The following is a 16,866-nucleotide window of genomic DNA, read 5'->3' as shown; positions in this document are numbered from 1 at the left end:
TGTTCACAGCATAATATAAATCCACAACAAATACACCGATCAACATTTAACCTACAATAATTAAATTGATTTTAATTATAGAAAAATTAAATTTTCAATAATACTGATAAAAAATCTTTAAACGTTGACTTTTCGCCTCCGGATCGAGAATGTTGACCACCCCCTCAAACCAAAGCAACCTGCGACTGGACTTATCGTAGGCTAGCTCAAGATCACCCGCAAACAGGCGGAGCAGAGGTTGGGCTACATCTACACGAAAACAGAGTTGGTTATGTAATTTTTCAGTACAGGTTACTTTATGTGCTCGTAATTTTATCGCATTCCCATGTAGTGGGGAGGCGAAGTTAAATTTCAGGGTATCGCCACGAATCAATGCCTTCCAGTGTTTACGTACATACACTTCAAAACCCGCATCCACTACATCAATACTGGCTGTATCACGCCGTGCACTCTTCCAGTTTTCCTGAGCAGATTTACGATAACGCATCAACCATTTTCCCTGCTCCCTAAGTACTTCACGAACTTCACCATGACGAAGATCTATCTGTACCAATTCCGGCATAGTGGTGCCAGCGCGAGGTTCTCCTGTATGATCCAGTAATGTCTTTTTAGCAATTAGCTGTCCCACAGGTGAGTAGTAAAGCACCTGCATTCGACCACCTTCTGAGGGGAGGAAATACTCACAGTATTTTAGACTCTGGCTTTGAGGATCAAATGCCAAGCCCATTGCGGTAGTCTGACCTTGATAACCACAGCCCGCTATTGACATCGCCAGAGCAACCAGCAACTCTAACATATTTAACCTCATAGAAATAATGGTTAACCTATTCATTAATCAGGTTAAAAAATATCTAACGGGATGTGGTATTTAGAGCTCGTGCCAGTCGAAGAAAAGCTGGTAACATCACAGCCCATAGCACTGAGAGCACTAAAATTGATTGCCATAATGGCCGGTGTAGTTCCACTGTGCCGTTTAGGAGAGCGCCTGTATAGTAACTGAAAGGCCCGAAAATCCCACCCAATAAAGTTGCCAGCCATAGGTTACGCTGCAATAACACCAAGCTATAACGCAATGTCATAGCAAAGTTAAGCCACAGGCAAATCAGCCAGATCGGGGGCCAGGAACTGCCACTGAGATTCTGTAATACTCCCAGGTGGAACAACACCGAATCCACCCCCACCCCAAACAAGAAAATACCTGCCAACCACAGTGGCTCGCTGCGCAAATTTGCCACGAAGATCAGGTGGAATCCCAGGCTGGCCAATGTAAATGGCACTACCACCCATGGGCGGGCAATAATTACACAGACCGGCCAAGCAATATCAAACAATATCGCATTAGCGAAAAAACGCCACATATCAAAAACTGCCGAGGAACCGCGGTTTGGCGAAGACAAACTGCGCAGCACTGATCACCCGCTGCATAAATCCACCCTCGCAATAACAAAGGTAGAATTCCCACATACGAATAAACTGCTCATCAAATCCGAGTGCCTTTACTTTAGAGGCATGTATTAAAAATGCATGCCGCCAGTGATCAATAGTACGTGCGTAGTGAGCAGTAATATCCTCAAGGTCGACAATCTGCATATCCGTAGCCGTGGCCACATGGTGGGCAACTATCTGGTTCGATGGCAAGCAACCACCTGGGAATATATAGCGCTGGATAAAATCTACCTCCTTGCGGTACTGCTGGTAGCGCTGGTCCTGAATTGTAATAGCCTGCATCACCATCAATCCATCTTCTTTCAGCAAATGGCTGCAAGTAGAAAAAAACTTCCGGTGATACTCATGCCCTACCGCCTCTACCATCTCAATGGAAACCAGCTTGTCGTAGCTACCTCGCAGATCACGGTAATCCTGTAGCAGAACAGAAACCTTGTCCTGTAGCCCCTCCCTCTCAATCCAGCGACGGACATATTCGTATTGCTTTTCAGAAATTGTGGCTGTCGTAACCCTGCACCCATAGTGTTTTGCCGCAAAAATGGCCATCGCTCCCCAGCCAGCGCCAATTTCGAGCAGGTGGTCACTAGGCTGCAATTGCAACTTTCGACAAATATGTTCCATTTTATGCACCGAGGCATCATAAAGTGGAGTTTGCGCAGAGGAGAATACTGCCGAGGAATAGAGCATGGTTTTATCGAGGAAAAGCTGGAAAAATTCATTACCCAAATCGTAATGTGCAGCAATATTCCTACGTGAACCTTTACGGTTATTTGAATTCAATTGATGTAGACTCCGCAAGGCCATGCGTGGCAAGCGACTCCAGCGACCGTCCATGTCCTCAATCAGGTCCATGTTGTCAACCATCAAGCGAATCACATTTAATAAATTTGGCGATGTCCAAGACCCCTGCATATACGCCTCGCCAGAACCTATAGTGCCGTTCAGTAACACCTGAACGTAGGCACTGCCATCTAGCACTTTGATATGTGCACAGACTTTGGCCTGCTCTGGCGGCTGGCCAAATTGAAAGCTCTCCGCCTCATCCTCTATAACCAAGTGCCCAATCGCAATAACACGCATTTTACTTAGTACTAGTTTTCGTGCGAGCCTTGCAGGCCAGGAATGGTATTTCTCTGTAGCGGTTTGCTGAGTTTTCTGGACAACTTTCATCAGTACCCTATCCTCCATGAAAACCACTGTTATTATTAAAATGGGTAAATATAAGAAACACTGTATATGACCAGACTGCCGCACAAAGCATGAAGCAGCTTTTCTTGCTGATCAACGCACACTAGTGGTACGGGGTTCCCCCCTGCTTCAACACAGGTACGCTCTTTGAGAGTACAGGACACACCGTAAGGATTTCCATCCTTGTCGAATTGGATAAATTCCCAGCCCCTCTGCTGTTGCAGCTCCGCTAGCGAGAAACCAAAGTCGGAAAACGACGTCAACCTTTTTATCGTTCTCTCACCGATCTTAAGGCCTACCTGGTCCTGCTGAAATGCAAGATCGAGCAATGCACCAGCATTTCCTATGATAAGCTGAGGCATTGAGTCGCCATAATCGAATAAAGTAAAATTATGGACATGCCCGGCAATTACCGCCTGCGTCTCAAGGATTTGATCCCCTTGATCGTTGACGATAGCTGCGATCAGTGTCTGACTCGCAGGAGCCGGTTCCCCGGAGTCGGTCCCACGAATGCGGAAAGCCCACACCGGATGGTGGGCAAGAAGCCATGAGCGGTCCTTATCGACAACTTTGGCAAGTTCTTCGAATTGGCCCCGGTAGTGCTCAATCTGACCGGGCACAAGTGGAGGTAGGTCATGGGAAGCACTTGTGTCCATCACCAACAATTGCACGGTGCCAAAATCAAGTGTGTAAGGTTGTTCAAACTCCCTGCACTGACCATCGGCAATGGGCCAGGGAGAAAAGTAGCGGGTCCAGGCGATACCTGCGCGTCCGCATTTCTCATGATTTCCGCGAACGAAAATCCAAGGGCGAGTACGCAGTAACCCTATAGCGGGGTCAAAAAAATCAGCTTCAAACCCACTGTAGCCGTATCCATAAGGCGATCCGGCACATCCCTTGTTCCCTTCAGGGCAAGGACTCTCTCGATAGAGAATATCGCCCGTATGTATAATGGCATCAAATTCTTTGGTCGCAATAGACGACGAAACCGTTGGAAATGGCCATTCATCCAGATCATTGCACGCCTGGATATCAGACGAGCCATCTTTCACTTTAATTCGGCAACCAGTGTCACCCAAAATGGCGAATTTTTTGATGTCTTGATCTTTTACCGTCATATCCAAACCGTATTCGGCAATTGTCACGGCCTGGGTATTTTTCGGCAAATTCAATTCACAAACCCGGTTAGGGAAGTCATCGCCTGAAGGTAAGGCTCGAGTCGAAAGAGGTATCTTGCTTTCCGTCTTGCTCTGAGCCGTGCGCACAAGAGCGATCGGGCAAGCCGCTCGTGAAGTGATGGCCCGGACTTGATAGCCGTCCGGACCAAACTGAACCCACGCAAATTCAACGCTCTGAGAACCGTCACCAGAGCAAGCAACGAGAGCCACAACAAGCCCCGACAAAATAAGAGTGCGAAAGGCTAGTGGTAGGCGAAAAAACTTAGCAGTTAAGGTGATCGGTTTCATCGGGGAGTAAAACAGGCTGAAAACTATCTTTACAATAAAATGACGGCTCTCAATAAGACGTCTTTTTTTTAATTTCAGTTTTTGCATAGCTCTCATGATTTCTCTTCCCCTCCCTGAGGTCCGTGTTTATTACCTGGATGGGCAAAAATAGGAGTGCGTTTAATCCATAGTTTCAGCGCCTGCCAGTAGATCGTCGCAATCACTTTTATAGTCATGAATGGATACTTTTTGAGAATGTTATTGAGCAATGCACCACTCAGTTCGTGACGTTGCAAACTCAGTACTGCATCAAATAAAGGGCGTTCGTCTTTCCCCTCCATATGCCTATCAAAATTCTGCAAGTACGCGGTGAGTCGCCTCCCAGGTGTAATGCTGCGCCAACGATATCCCTGAGAGATTGGCATAAATGGGGAGACATGAAAGGTCTTGGCAAAAGCTGCTTTTTGTACGCGGCTACCGGAACGGCAGTCCAGCACATAGCTATGACGCTCATTCCAGGGGGTATTGTGCACATCCAGTAACAGCCAACATACTTCTTTACCTTTGCTATCAAAACAGTAATAGATACTGATTGGATTCATGTTGTAACCAAAGTAACGCCAGTTGGCCAACATGCGTACTGGGCCCTGCAGACGCTCCCCGGTAACCTCCGCTACCCTGCGGCGCACCGCCTCATCCAGACTCAATTTCGGGTCGCCAAAAAAATCCTCACGGCAAAAACGCGCGGGAGCCCAGGGATGCCTTGACCACCACCGCGATAGCGCACAGAATTTATCTATTTCGTCCAGGTCCAGATACACCATAAACACCTTGTAGCGAAATAGGTTCGGACGCGGCGCAAAGCGTCTATGTTGCACCCAGCCGGTATAGATGGCGCTTTCCACTAAAGGCTCCCTATCACCAATGTACTCCCAGGCTTTCGGCTACTCGCAAAGCGCTATTTACACCATCCTCGTGAAAACCATTGCCCCAATAAGCTCCGCAAAACCATGTATGATTCACTCCACTGATATGGGCCCACTGCTGCTGTGCGCGGGAGCCAGCAACCGAAAATTGCGGATGGGCGTATTCAAAGTGTGCGAGGATTTTTTCAGGATTAATTCGCTCTTCTGCATTGAGGGTAACGCAGTAGGTTTTTTCTGTTCGCAGGCTCTGCAAGATATTCATGTTATAAGTAAGAACCGGTAGTTGGTCCCGCTCAGCACGTAAACGGTAATTCCAACTGGACCAACTGAGCTTGCGGCGTGGCAACAAAGCAGTATCAGTGTGCAGTACCACTTTATTGTAAGCATAGGGAATAGCGCCAAGTACATCTTGTTCCTGCGGTGTGGCATCACCCAGGCACTGCAGAGCCTGGTCCGAGTGACAGGCAAATACCACCCCATCATAGGAATGCCGCTCTCCGGTAGAGGTCAGCAGATCCACACCGCTCGCTGTTCGTCGTACAGAACAGACCTTGGTCGAAAGCCGTATGCCGTCCTTATAGGGGGCTGTCAGTGGCGCAATATAGGAGCGCGATCCCCCTTTGATCACCCGCCACTGCGGCCGTCGCACAATATTGAGCAGTCCATGGTTAAAAAAGAATCGTACAAAAAAACTAACCGAGAATTCCAGCATCTGCGACATACTAGCCGACCAGATGGCCGAGCCCATGGGCACCAGATAGCGGCTGGCAAATTCTTCCGAATAACCATTGGCGGGTAAGTATTCACCCAAAGTCAGACCTTCGTTTAGACGCCCCTCGCGCCAATCACGCAATGCCCCTCGATTAAAGCGCACAATATCCCATAGCATGCGCCAGTGACCGGCATTCAGTAAATTAGATCGCTGGGAAAAAAGTGAATTGAGGTTATTGCCGGCATACTCAAAGCCTTCTCGGTCACAGCGCACACTAAATCCCATTGAGGTAGGTTGAGATTCAATACCAAGTTCATTCAGCAGACGAATAAAATTCGGGTAGGTCCAATCGTTATAAACGATAAAGCCGGTATCAATTGCCAGTTGGCGTCCGTCCTCTTCTATGTCGATGGTGGCAGTATGGCCACCCAGTCGTCCCTGGGCCTCAAAGAGAGTAATTTCATGCTTACGACTTAATAGATAAGCTGCAGTGAGTCCGGCGATACCGCTGCCAATAATGGCAATACGCATCAGTTCTTCCTTAAGGTGCGAATCCTGCTGATTTTGGGTGTGCAAAAACGGAACCAAATAAAACGAAAAAATCCCAGGAATCGCAATGGCCAACTCAGACGCCGGGGAAAATCGATGATAGATTTATTTTTAGCAAGCCCGGTCTCAATAGTTTTCGCTGCTCGCTCCGGACTCACTAAAAAAGGCATTTCAAAATCATTGCGAGCCGTGAGAGGAGTGTCTACAAACCCGGGACGGATACATACAATTTTAAGATTTGTATGGCAGCTATCAGCCCGCACAGACTCCAGAAAATAATCGAGGGCAGCTTTGGAACTACCATAAGCCTCCGCCCGTGGAAAGGGCACCACTGATGATAGGCTACCGAGAGCGGCAAATACCGGTGCGGTACTCACACTTAGTAGCGGCAAGGCACTACGCAGGGTATTTATAACACCAAAAAAGTTAACGTCGAACACCCGACGATACATGGCACTTTCTAGTTGCAGATCATTGTCGTATTCACAGGTGCCTGCGCAGGCAATTACCATGTCCAGGTGACCACTCAATTCATTCAGGCGTGAGGGAACTGCAAGCATGGCGCTGTCGTCAGCAACATCACAGTCAAGGATACGAATTTGCTGGGGAGAGTGTTTTTGTAGTTCGGCCAATGCTTCCAGCCTGCGGCCAGAAGCGATGACAAAGTTGTTGTGGCTGGCAAGGCGCAGGGCCAGGGCGCGACCGATTCCAGAGCTGGCACCTGTTACCCATACAGTCTTATCGCGAATCTCACTCACTGATCAACCCCGCCCCAATCGCGATTTTATTTTCCGAATCAGGGAACCCAGTAGTGGCACCTGCTCATAAACCATAGCACCCATGTCGTAAAAATCTTCGTGATAAAAAACCTTGTCAGAAAAGCGCAGCAGGCTGCATCCACGGAGTCGCAGCGGCCGCCCCCCTTTCAAAGACTGATGTGAATAGTGCATATACCAAGGCAGGCAAGCACTATCATGGGTGATGGATGCCTCCTCAAAGCGAAAACGACACTGGGTAAGACCTCGACTTATTTCTCCAAAGTGAGCTTTTAAAGCGAGCAGCCCTTCTATCCGGTATAAAGGGTCGCGAAAAACCACATTGTCGCTATAGATTGAGGATAAATCCGCCGGGTCCTGCACTAAAAAATCTCGGTAGTAAGATTGAACTTCCTCTACTAGCGTTTGACTGCTCATAATCCTTTCCACAATATCCCGTACTGCTTGTCTTTAAAGTCTACGTGTCACCAGTGGGGATGGATCACCACCAGGAGCCAAAAAAATTCTCAAAAACCACATCCATATACCCTCAACGAGCGTAGTAAGTATCGACAATACAGCCAAGGGCGCTAATATGGCGCAGATACAAAAACTCAACAGCAATGGAATTGCAGTGAGAGCTCCCCAGAATTGTCAAGATGACTGGAGTACATTACTTACCAGGGTCGGCACAAAGCGTGATCGGCAAGCGTTTGAGCGTGTTTTTCAACATTTTGCCCCTCTGATTAAAGGTTTTCATCACAGCCGCAGCACTCAGGCACTTAATACTGAAGCGGCCGATGAACTGGTGCAGGAAGTGATGCTCAAGGTATGGCACAAGGCACCCAGTTTTGACCAGGGCAAAGCCTCAGCCAGTACCTGGATCTACACCATCATGCGCAATTGTCGGATCGACATGCTGCGCCGTAACCAGCGTTACCAACATCGGGATGGCAATATTGACGTGGCCGATATTTGGGATGAAACCCTGGAAAGCCAACCCTTGCTGTTTTTGCAACACAAACGCAATGAGCGGGATATTGCCGACGGCTTGAGCGCATTGCCCGCGGAACAGAGCCACATACTGGAAAAGGCTTATATGGAGGGGAAGTCCCACAGCGAAATTTCACAAGAGTTGCGCCTGCCGTTGGGCACAGTGAAATCCCGTGTGCGCCTGGCAATGAAGAAGCTACAAGCTCGGTTTGTCAGGTGATAGTAGTATGATTCGACACCACCCTGATAAAAACCAGTTGCTGGAGTATGCCGCCGGCACTCTGGCACGCGGCCCCAGCCTGGTCATAGCCGCCCATGTACAAATGTGCGCAGATTGCCGCACCCACTACCACACCCTGAATAGCCTGGGTGGCTCCCTGCTCAACGAAAGTCCCGCACAACCTATCCAGCCCAATGCCTTTGAGCACCTGATGACACGTATCGATCGGATCGTGGAAAAAAATACAGTAAAAGAAATTAAGGACAGAGAACCGGAACCGCTCAATAATCAAGGCCCAGCTTTGACCAACTTACCGAGGGTTCTACAAAAACTGCTAGCAAAGAATCCAGCCCGAAAATGGAGAAAGGTGTCCCGCAGTTTGCAGGTATGCCGAGTCAGGACCGGGCAACGGGACTATGAAGTGGCCTTCCATCACCTACGCAGCGGTGCCAAGCTACCGGAGCACGACCACCGCGGGCAGGAATTCGCCGTAGTCCTGCACGGCAGTTTTTCCGATCACAACGGCATTTACGGGCCGGGAGATTTTGTATTTCGCGAGCCGGGGCAGGTGCACCGCCCCATTGCGACCCAGGATAAGGACTGCCTATGCTTCTCCGCTGTGGGTGCCCCAGTAGCAATCACCGGGATCAGAGGCTTACTACTTAACCCTTTGATCCCCTTCCGCCCAGGTTAATAATTCCCAGCGCAATTATTGGGAAGTTGACACTGTAACCCGGTCACCACTTCTGTCGACAAACACTTCATACAATTCCTGCCAGCGCCCTTGCACCTGGGAAAACTTCTGCTCGCGCACATGGCCGTAACCACGTACCTGCAAAGGGATTTCCAGTAGCTCGCGCGCCTGGGCAATATTGTCCGTGTTGAGCTGGGCCGCAATCCCCTCTACAGCCCGAGCCACCTGGCGAGCCCAGTCGCGCTCCGCACGGCGCTCCCCGGAATAACCAAAGACATCCATAAGTGTGCCGCGCAGCACCTTGCCTTTCGCCAACAAAGGCATCAACTTGCCCATCCAGGGACCAAACTGCATTTTGCGCACCCTGCCACTGGAATCTGGGCGCGCCAGTAAAGGTGGTGCCATATGAAACTTCAAGGAGTAGTCGCCACTGAAGGTCTCGCGCAGCTGGCGCTGGAAATCTTCGCCACTATAAAGACGTGCTACTTCGTATTCATCCTTGTAGGCCATGGCCTTGTAAAGGCTGTTGGCAGCCGTCCGGGTCAACTCGCCGGTAGTACCGCGCAGGGACAGTTCTGCCCGATGAAGAGGCTCTATGCGATGTGTAAACTGGTGAGCGTAAGCAGCGTTCTGGTATTCGCTCAGTTCTGTCGCCAAGCGCGCGATCAGTTGCTCCACACTTTCCTGGGGCTCAATCAATTTTACTGGCTGCGCCGGAACGGCCAGTTTTTCAATCGCCCTTGGATCGACAGCCAACAGGCGTCCCGCACGGAACGCGCGCAGGTTATTTTCCACCGCGACACCATTCAACTCGATGGCACGCTCCAGCGCCGCCTCGCCAATAGGCAATAGTCCTTTCTGGCAGGCAAACCCCATAATCATCAAGTTACTGGCCACCGTATCGCCAAACAGCGCCTGGGCGTATTTATTTGCATCGAAGGCGTAGTACTCGGCACACAGGGATTCGATACTCTGCTCAGTGGCATCCGCTGGAAAAGCCAGCTCATTATCGCGTACAAAAGCCGCTACCGGCACTTCTGCAGTATTCACCAAAGCGCGCATCTTGCCAGTGGCAAATTTCGGCCTCTGACCCGCGGCAGTCACCATATCGCAGCCAAGCAGCAGTTCTGCCGCACCATCGCGGATACGCGCGGTGGTAATAGACTCTGGACTGGCTCCAACTTTTACGTGGGCCACCACCGCGCCATTTTTCTGTGACAACCCGGTGAAATACAAGGTTGTACTGCCTTTATCCTCCAGGTGCGCCGCCATTCCCAAAAGAGCGGCCACGGTAAGCACACCACTGCCACCAATACCGGCAACCAGGATGCTGAGTGGCTGCTCCAATACGGCGGTATGAGCAACTGGTAACTTGGCAATGGCGGAGTCCAGGGATTCGGCCAGGGACTGCACCGGTGGCTTTTTCAGCTCGCCGCCCTCTACAGTTACAAAACTCGGACAAAAGCCATCGGCGCAGCGCATATCCTTATTGCAGCTGGACTGGTTGATCTGGCGTTTACGCCCATAGGGAGTTTCCAGCGGTTCCACAGCTATACAACTGGACTGTACGCTGCAATCCCCACAACCCTCACAGACACGCTGGTTGATCAGCAGCCTTTGGGCGGGATCAACCATCTGCTTTTTCTTACGACGGCGGCGTTTCTCCGCCGCGCACACCTGCTCATAAATAATGGCAGTAACGCCAGGAGTCTCGCGTAAGCGGCGCTGCACCGCATCCAGTTCTGAACGGTCCAGTACCTTAACTTGCGCGGGCAATAAGCTACGGTGATCTCGCCAGTGATTAGGGTTTTCACTCAACAGGACCACCTCACCAACACCTTCGGCAAGCAGCTGGGCCGCAAGACTGGGAGCAGTCACCTCGCCATCGGCGGGCTGGCCACCGGTCATAGCGACCGCGTCATTGAGCAAAATTTTATAAGTGATATTGACCTTACTGGCCACCGCCTGCCGAATAGCGAGCAAGCCGGAGTGGTTGTAAGTACCGTCGCCCATATTCTGGAAGATATGCTCCGCACTGGAAAAACGGTGCAGGCCCACCCAATGCGCGCCCTCTCCTCCCATATGGGAATAGGTGTCAGTACGTAAACCTTTGCCCAGAGCCATGATGTGACAGCCGATACCAGCGCTGCCCAAGCTGCCCTCTGGCAACTTGGTGGAGGTATTATGTGGGCACCCGGCACAGAAAATTGGCTCGCGTGCCAGGAGACCGCAGGCCTTAGCCGGTACATTGCCACCCAATTTCTCGGCCAACGGGAGTAGTTTTTCCGCCAGGTCTGTATCCGCCAACCAACGGGCAATGGCTTTGGCCACCTGATCAGGGCCAAAGCCCCAGATTGCCGGCAACAGGTCATCGCCATTCAGGTCTTTCTTGCCCACTACTTTTGGCCTGCGCCCATCATCCCAGCCATACAGAAGATTTTTCAGCTGGTCTTCCACCAATGGGCGCTTCTCTTCCACAACCAGCAGGCGCTCCATGCCATCGACAAATTCGCCGATACCCTTGGGCTCCAGGGGCCAGGACATGGCCACTTTGAAAATGGAAATGCCTGCTTCGTGCAGATCCTCTTCGCTCAGATTGAGCAACTTCAGGGCTTCCAGCAGGTCGCCGTGGGCTTTGCCCACTGTCACGATGCCGAAACGTTTATGCCGGGCTTCATGGGTGGTTTTATCCAGGCGATTGGCATAAGCGAAAGCCTGGGCCGCCGGCAGGCGCTCCTCCAGCATACGGCGTTCGTATTCCAGGCGCTCAGCTGGCCAGTTCAAATGTGGATCGTAATTTAAACCGTGGGGGGGAATAGGGAAATCCGCAGGAATTGTAAACTGCGGCAGGCCCGGCACTACCAGCGATGCCCCAGCCTCTACCGTCTCAGTAATGGCCTTGAAGCCCACCCACAAACCGGAGAAGCGCGACAGTGCAATACCTGCAAGCCCAAGGGTCAGGTATTCATCAATAGAAGCAGGGAACAACAGCGGCATCATCACCGACTCAAAAATCTGGTCGGTATTGTGAGAGAACATGGAAGACTCTGCAGTGTGGTCATCGCCGCACAGCGCCAGCACACCGCCAAGCTTGGCAGTACCCTGGACATTCGCCTGGCGGAATACATCTGCGGTGCGATCTACACCATGACCCTTGCCATACCAGATAGAAAAGACCCCATCGCGGGTGGCCTGCTTGCGATAGTGGTCAACCAGCTGTGTGCCCCAGATATTGGTAGCCCCGAGGTCCTCATTGATCCCCGGCTCAAAGTGAATATCGTGTCCTGCCAGCAGCTTTTTGTGGCGCCAAAGGGCCTGGTCATAGCCACCAAGGGGGGAGCCACGATAACCGGAAATAAAGCCCGCGGTATTGAGGCCGGCCAGCTCATCCATGCGCTTTTGCATCAGGGGCAGACGCACCAGTGCGTCAATACCAGTCAGAAAGACCCGGCCCGATTCACGAGTAAACGCGGCTTTGAGAGAATACTCTGTATCAAAGCCCAGCTCCTGATCGCCTTCGACCATTGCCATGGGTACCACCTATTTCGTTATTGCTTTTCTCGCTACTGGATTTGCCAGGGACTATTGAAGCGCCAAAATCATCCTGACGCTCAGGGAGCCACCCGAAAGCCAAACCAGAGCTCTTGATTAGCCGCTAAAATTAACATCGGCCGCCTCAGCAGGTCATACCAAAATAGGCCCAGCTAGGGCATAATACGGACACAACTCGCTAAAGATCGCCGGCTGCTGGCAACAAATCACTCAAATTGCTGCATTTTGGGCGATGTAATGAAAAAGGTATGCTCAGTTATGACGCGCCACTAGGGTCATAGCGGCTTACCTTCACCTTGGAAGGGCGGCCGGTAACAGGAAATGTGACGGAACAACTGAGACTGGTCGCACACAGGAAGTGGGCAAGAGCGAGAATTCATAATAGAGAAGATACGGTTTCAAAGTAACATTGCGGCACAGGACCTGTCGCTCCTGGTCGAGAAGGGCCAGAAATATCCAGTATCAGATTACGATTGCTCAAAGAAGCAAACTGTTTACTGGAGGCGAAAACAGACCGGGAGGGTTTCTTTGATCGCCAGGTTAAGTGAAGCAGCCGGAAATCCCGGCGTATGTTCAGAGAGATGAGATACGGAATAAAACCATGGCCTATTTACTGGATGCCATCGACAAGAAGATCCTGGAGATTCTGCAACAGGATGCCACTATCCCCAATATTGAGCTGGCAGAAAAAGTCTGCCTCTCCCCTTCACCCTGTTCACGCCGGGTCAAGAACCTGAATGAACAAGGCTTTATCAAACGCGCCGTGACCTTACTGGAGCCGGAAAAAGTGGGGCTGCCGGTGAGCGTCTTTATCCAGGTTACCCTCAACCACCAGGTCAAAAAAGAATTACAGGACTTCGAATCCGTGATCGGTCAATGGCCGGAAGTCATGGAGTGCTACCTGATGACCGGAGACTTCGACTACCTGCTGCGTGTGGTGGTCCCCAACCTGCAGGCTTATCAGGAATTCCTGGACAAAAAACTTACCGAATTGCCAGGCATTGATCATATTAAGAGCAGTTTCTCCCTCAAACAGGTACGCTACCGTACTGAATTACCACTGGATCAGCTGCTGGAAAAGAAGGGACAGTAAGAGAGAATTGCTCTTCTGTGAGGTTGGCAAGCTCATATCTTACTCCGCTGTAAGCGCCTGAGGAATAACCAGGCGCTTTCCTCAAATAAATCCCTAAGTCGAGTCATTCCCCCGGCAACCACCAATTTATAGCGACCTAAAAAATTTGTTCACCTTCTTGCTGCTTAGGCCCAAGAAGGTATAGGCATATAAAAATTTTAATAGCAGATATACCTACGACTAAAAACTACACCTTATAAAACCCACAGGATAAGACAAGTGCAAACTCTTATTAGATCAACATTATTAATTGCCTCTATCGGAGGCGGTTTTATGGGCAGTGTCTCAGCCCTGAATTATTTCTTAGCTTTCAATAGCTGGACTATAGGTGGGGCTGTTGTGAATGGCCTAGCCTTTACTGTCTTTCTATATACACTCTATGCCGGACTGCAATTTTCTAAATCCACTTCAAACACCAAACAGCTTTCACGCGCTTTTCTATTCCAAGTTCCATGGCTTTCCTCACCAATCTTAATGTATAAAATGGGAACAGGGCTCTCCCTTGCTTTCATGTACTCCTCACACGGAGGGAATTACTTTTTTAGCTTGGGAGCTAATTATTCCATGGCTATTTTCAGTGATAGACCTTGGGGTATTGGGGTAAACTTAGCAGCTGTCGGGTTCCTAGTGCTAATCAAGCTTTACAAAAAATAAGTTGCTTCGAAATAACACCCTCCCAAGACCTGTTGATACTCTATATACGCCATGAAAAACAATTCAGAAACCAATAACAAAACTCAAAACATGGACCAATCCCAGATGAAATCTGGAGACACTTTGGTACTCCTTCACGGGGCCCTTGCAGATGAGAGGATGTGGGAACCATACATCCAGCTGCTCTCCAAAGAATTCAGGGTAATTAGCTTTACTCAGAGATATTTTGGTGTAAATGGACGAGATTTAACTGGTAATTTTGGAATTGATACTCATGCCGAAGATCTTATTTCATATATTAGAGTGAAGACCCATAAGCCCGTGCATCTAGCAGCCTGGTCCTATGGAGCCGATGTAGCCTTAAATGCGGCTATTAAGTCCCCCACCCTGTTTAAAAGCCTATTTCTCTATGAACCAGGATATCCGGGACACCTGGATAGCGAAGAGATGGCTGAGTATATGCAAGATGCCGAGGCCATGTTTGGCAAGGTATTTCAGAGCGTTTCTAATGGGAATCTCGAAGAGGCGGTAGAGTCTTTAATTGATGGGTCCGGCAATAAAGTCGGGTATTTTTCCTCCCAGTCACAAAAATACCGCACCCAACAACTGGAAAACGCCCACACCCTCCCGCTACAATTAAGTCAATCTGAACAGCCCCCCCTGGATAAAACTAATCTTTCGAGAATCCAGCTCCCAACCACTGTTGCCTTTGGCAGAGATACCAGGTCACTCTTTCGAATAGTATCCAAATCCGCAGCAGCCCATATTCCTAACTCCAAGCTAGTTGATGTCTTTTCAGCAAATCATATGCTTCCGCTGGAAAATCCTGAGCAATTTAGTCTGCTCATCAAAGAACATATTTCCTAGAGCAATCTATTTATTTAGACGGTACATATAAATAAAAAGGGGATAGCGCTTAGCACTACCCCCTTCCATAACTCAATAAATAGCGACTATTCCGCCTTACAGATACGTGCGTCAGAGTACCAATTACCCGCCTGACAAGTCGCACCGGATTCACAGTGGGCATCAGTTCTGCAATAGCATTGGCCATCCGCATTACACTCTGGTGTCAGGTAGTTTTCCAGGGGGTCCTGTCCACTCACCCTCTCCCAGAAGGGATTGGTAAAGACGTTATTTGGATCCAGCTCTGCTTTGGCATCCAGGAATTGAGACCACTTAGGGAAACGTGATGGCATATCTTCAAAGATTGCCACTGAATTCTTACCCCAGTGAGGCCTGGCGCCATACTTGCGCAGTGACATCTGCTCAATTTCCAGGTTCACAAAGTAATTCTTGGGTACCGCTTCTCCACGCTGGCGCAAAGTATACTCGATACCCACAAAAGCAGTATCTCGTCCGGCACTCATCCCCAAATAACTATCAGAAGCTTTTCCGAAGCGGAAATAGATACCATTCAACGGGAAGCAAGTGCGCTCGCTATGAGCGATAATCTGGCGCACATCCGCAATCCAGTTCGGCAGCTCTTCAAACGGAATAGCAACTTCCTGCAGGGCGATAGGCAGTTTGTCCCACACGCAGTTATTGGGCTCTTTGCACACAAAGTGTTGCATCAGGTCCGCATGGCCCGTCGGTTTGATAAATTTCTTGAAGCCGGTATCCACATCCCTGAAGTAAGAACCGGAACGAGCGGTATAACGCAAGGAGGCAGCGAAGCACTGCAAGGCTGAGCTATTGGCTTCATGCAAGCTATCGAAGATAAGTCCAAAAAGATATTCTGAGAAATCGGAGACATCCGCCTGGGCATTATAAGCATTGCCTTTACTATCCAGGGGAACCTTGTTGTAAGTGGTTACGGTATAACGACCGAGCCCTGGGAACCAGGCAACATTAGCAGAGTGATTGTCTCGAGCCAGATCAAGAATGACGTTCTCAAGATCTTCATCATCCCGGTGCCCTTTTACCTTGGCCTGAACTTTGTAACCAGGTTCCGCCTCAATGGTAACTTCAACCACTATGCCGAGAACTCCCAGGTTTACTCGGGCAGCATTGAGCATCTCTCCGTTCAATACGCGCAAATTTCCTTTGCCATCGACAATTTTCAGCTCGGTGACATAATCAGAAATCATGTTACTTTTTTGCGTAAAAGTGGAACCGTGTGTACCACTGCCGAGCATACCTCCGATCGTAAAGATCGCCAACTCAGTCACCATTGGAACACTTAATTCATGTTCGCGCAGGTATGCCGTCAAGTCACTGAAGCGCATGCCTGCCTGCACAGTAACCAAACGGGTTTCCTTGTCCAGGCTGACCACCTGATCCATATTTTTTAAAGTTACCTGAACCTCACCATTTCCAGCACAAGCCGCATCAATCTGGCTGTTAAAACGGCGAGTGCCTGCCATTACCTTGCGTCCCTGGGCAGCAGCATCACGTACTATGTCCTGCACCTCTTCAATAGAGGATGGATCATAGATGACACCAGGAAAACAATCCTGTGTACCCTGATAATTCTTCATTACCTCAGGGACATCAATAGGTGGGGGTAGTTGTGCCGCTGAGGCTCCCGCAGCAGTAAATAAACCTGCCACACAAAGTATGTTGGTAACCCAGCGTAACAAACGACATCGCCTGGGAGA

Annotated in this window: 15 protein-coding genes; 5 read left to right on the top strand and 10 right to left on the bottom strand. The window is 49.8% G+C overall.

Annotation, left to right across the window (positions count from 1 at the left end):
* Positions 1-94: 94 nt before the first annotated feature.
* From GL2_RS15450 to GL2_RS15415, 8 genes are read right to left on the bottom strand one after another with little or no spacing between them, the layout of a single operon-like run.
* Positions 95-796, bottom strand: coding sequence for a hypothetical protein (locus tag GL2_RS15450; RefSeq protein ID WP_143731491.1), 702 nt, complete (start codon positions 794-796; stop codon positions 95-97).
* A 55-nt stretch (positions 797-851) separates the two neighbouring features.
* Positions 852-1,358 carry a DUF2878 domain-containing protein gene (locus GL2_RS15445; RefSeq protein WP_143731490.1) on the bottom strand — a complete coding sequence of 169 codons (507 nt, stop codon included), beginning with the start codon at positions 1,356-1,358 and terminating at the stop codon, positions 852-854.
* Position 1,359: 1 nt separating this feature from the next.
* Positions 1,360-2,616 (bottom strand): cyclopropane-fatty-acyl-phospholipid synthase family protein, encoded by a 1,257-nt coding sequence (locus tag GL2_RS15440; protein WP_143731489.1) that lies wholly within the window; start codon positions 2,614-2,616, stop codon positions 1,360-1,362.
* A 35-nt stretch (positions 2,617-2,651) separates the two neighbouring features.
* A complete protein-coding gene (locus tag GL2_RS15435) occupies positions 2,652-4,187 on the bottom strand; it encodes a metallophosphoesterase (RefSeq protein ID WP_172621170.1) in 1,536 nt (511 codons plus the stop codon).
* Between the two features lie 5 nt (positions 4,188-4,192).
* Positions 4,193-4,984 carry a DUF1365 domain-containing protein gene (locus GL2_RS15430; RefSeq protein WP_143731487.1) on the bottom strand — a complete coding sequence of 264 codons (792 nt, stop codon included), beginning with the start codon at positions 4,982-4,984 and terminating at the stop codon, positions 4,193-4,195.
* 13 nt (positions 4,985-4,997) lie between these two features.
* Positions 4,998-6,248: an NAD(P)/FAD-dependent oxidoreductase gene (locus GL2_RS15425; protein ID WP_143731486.1), complete on the bottom strand. Its 1,251-nt coding sequence runs from the start codon at positions 6,246-6,248 to the stop codon at positions 4,998-5,000.
* Complete coding sequence (locus GL2_RS15420; RefSeq protein ID WP_143731485.1) at positions 6,248-7,024, bottom strand: SDR family oxidoreductase; 777 nt, start codon at positions 7,022-7,024, stop codon at positions 6,248-6,250. Before GL2_RS15420 ends, GL2_RS15425 begins: the two co-directional genes overlap by 1 nt.
* 3 nt (positions 7,025-7,027) lie before the next feature.
* Entirely contained in the window at positions 7,028-7,459 is a 432-nt protein-coding gene (locus tag GL2_RS15415; RefSeq protein ID WP_143731484.1) for a nuclear transport factor 2 family protein, read from the bottom strand.
* A gap of 157 nt (positions 7,460-7,616) precedes the next feature.
* On the opposite strand from GL2_RS15415, the gene GL2_RS15410 reads away from it, so the two are divergent.
* Positions 7,617-8,234 carry a sigma-70 family RNA polymerase sigma factor gene (locus tag GL2_RS15410; protein ID WP_143731483.1) on the top strand — a complete coding sequence of 206 codons (618 nt, stop codon included), beginning with the start codon at positions 7,617-7,619 and terminating at the stop codon, positions 8,232-8,234.
* 7 nt (positions 8,235-8,241) lie between these two features.
* Positions 8,242-8,928, top strand: a complete 687-nt coding sequence (locus GL2_RS15405) for a ChrR family anti-sigma-E factor (RefSeq protein WP_143731482.1) — start codon at positions 8,242-8,244, stop codon at positions 8,926-8,928.
* A 15-nt stretch (positions 8,929-8,943) separates the two neighbouring features.
* Here GL2_RS15405 and GL2_RS15400 read toward each other — a convergent pair whose 3' ends face one another.
* Positions 8,944-12,459 carry an indolepyruvate ferredoxin oxidoreductase family protein gene (locus tag GL2_RS15400; protein WP_143731481.1) on the bottom strand — a complete coding sequence of 1,172 codons (3,516 nt, stop codon included), beginning with the start codon at positions 12,457-12,459 and terminating at the stop codon, positions 8,944-8,946.
* Between the two features lie 622 nt (positions 12,460-13,081).
* Between GL2_RS15400 and GL2_RS15395 the strand changes: the two genes are divergently transcribed.
* The 3 genes from GL2_RS15395 to GL2_RS15385 all read left to right on the top strand — a co-directional run bounded on the left by GL2_RS15395 (position 13,082) and on the right by GL2_RS15385 (position 15,133).
* The gene (locus GL2_RS15395; protein WP_020414988.1) at positions 13,082-13,573 is read left to right on the top strand and encodes an Lrp/AsnC family transcriptional regulator; all 492 of its coding nucleotides are present in this window, start codon (positions 13,082-13,084) and stop codon (positions 13,571-13,573) included.
* Positions 13,574-13,831: 258 nt separating this feature from the next.
* Complete coding sequence (locus GL2_RS15390; RefSeq protein ID WP_143731480.1) at positions 13,832-14,266, top strand: hypothetical protein; 435 nt, start codon at positions 13,832-13,834, stop codon at positions 14,264-14,266.
* Between the two features lie 51 nt (positions 14,267-14,317).
* Positions 14,318-15,133, top strand: a complete 816-nt coding sequence (locus GL2_RS15385; RefSeq protein WP_143731479.1) for an alpha/beta fold hydrolase — start codon at positions 14,318-14,320, stop codon at positions 15,131-15,133.
* A gap of 86 nt (positions 15,134-15,219) precedes the next feature.
* Here the strand turns inward: GL2_RS15385 and GL2_RS15380 are convergent, their stop codons facing one another.
* Positions 15,220-16,848, bottom strand: coding sequence for a D-arabinono-1,4-lactone oxidase (locus GL2_RS15380; RefSeq protein WP_232053642.1), 1,629 nt, complete (start codon positions 16,846-16,848; stop codon positions 15,220-15,222).
* Between the last annotated feature and the right edge of the window lie 18 nt (positions 16,849-16,866).

Origin of the sequence: Microbulbifer sp. GL-2, assembly GCF_007183175.1 — a bacterium.
Taxonomy (GTDB): Bacteria; Pseudomonadota; Gammaproteobacteria; order Pseudomonadales; family Cellvibrionaceae; genus Microbulbifer.
This window is presented reverse-complemented; position numbering and strand designations above follow the sequence as displayed.

What these genes read in the sequence shown, in the direction of transcription:
- GL2_RS15450 (WP_143731491.1), bottom strand. Translation starts at nt 796, where the DNA reads ATGTTAGAGTTGCTGGTTGCTCTGGCGATGTCAATAGCGGGCTGTGGT.
- GL2_RS15445 (WP_143731490.1), bottom strand. Translation starts at nt 1,358, where the DNA reads ATGTGGCGTTTTTTCGCTAATGCGATATTGTTTGATATTGCTTGGCCG.
- GL2_RS15440 (WP_143731489.1), bottom strand. Translation starts at nt 2,616, where the DNA reads ATGAAAGTTGTCCAGAAAACTCAGCAAACCGCTACAGAGAAATACCAT.
- GL2_RS15435 (WP_172621170.1), bottom strand. Translation starts at nt 4,187, where the DNA reads ATGCAAAAACTGAAATTAAAAAAAAGACGTCTTATTGAGAGCCGTCAT.
- GL2_RS15425 (WP_143731486.1), bottom strand. Translation starts at nt 6,248, where the DNA reads ATGCGTATTGCCATTATTGGCAGCGGTATCGCCGGACTCACTGCAGCT.
- GL2_RS15415 (WP_143731484.1), bottom strand. Translation starts at nt 7,459, where the DNA reads ATGAGCAGTCAAACGCTAGTAGAGGAAGTTCAATCTTACTACCGAGAT.
- GL2_RS15410 (WP_143731483.1), top strand. Translation starts at nt 7,617, where the DNA reads ATGGCGCAGATACAAAAACTCAACAGCAATGGAATTGCAGTGAGAGCT.
- GL2_RS15405 (WP_143731482.1), top strand. Translation starts at nt 8,242, where the DNA reads ATGATTCGACACCACCCTGATAAAAACCAGTTGCTGGAGTATGCCGCC.
- GL2_RS15400 (WP_143731481.1), bottom strand. Translation starts at nt 12,459, where the DNA reads ATGGCAATGGTCGAAGGCGATCAGGAGCTGGGCTTTGATACAGAGTAT.
- GL2_RS15395 (WP_020414988.1), top strand. Translation starts at nt 13,082, where the DNA reads ATGGCCTATTTACTGGATGCCATCGACAAGAAGATCCTGGAGATTCTG.
- GL2_RS15385 (WP_143731479.1), top strand. Translation starts at nt 14,318, where the DNA reads ATGAAAAACAATTCAGAAACCAATAACAAAACTCAAAACATGGACCAA.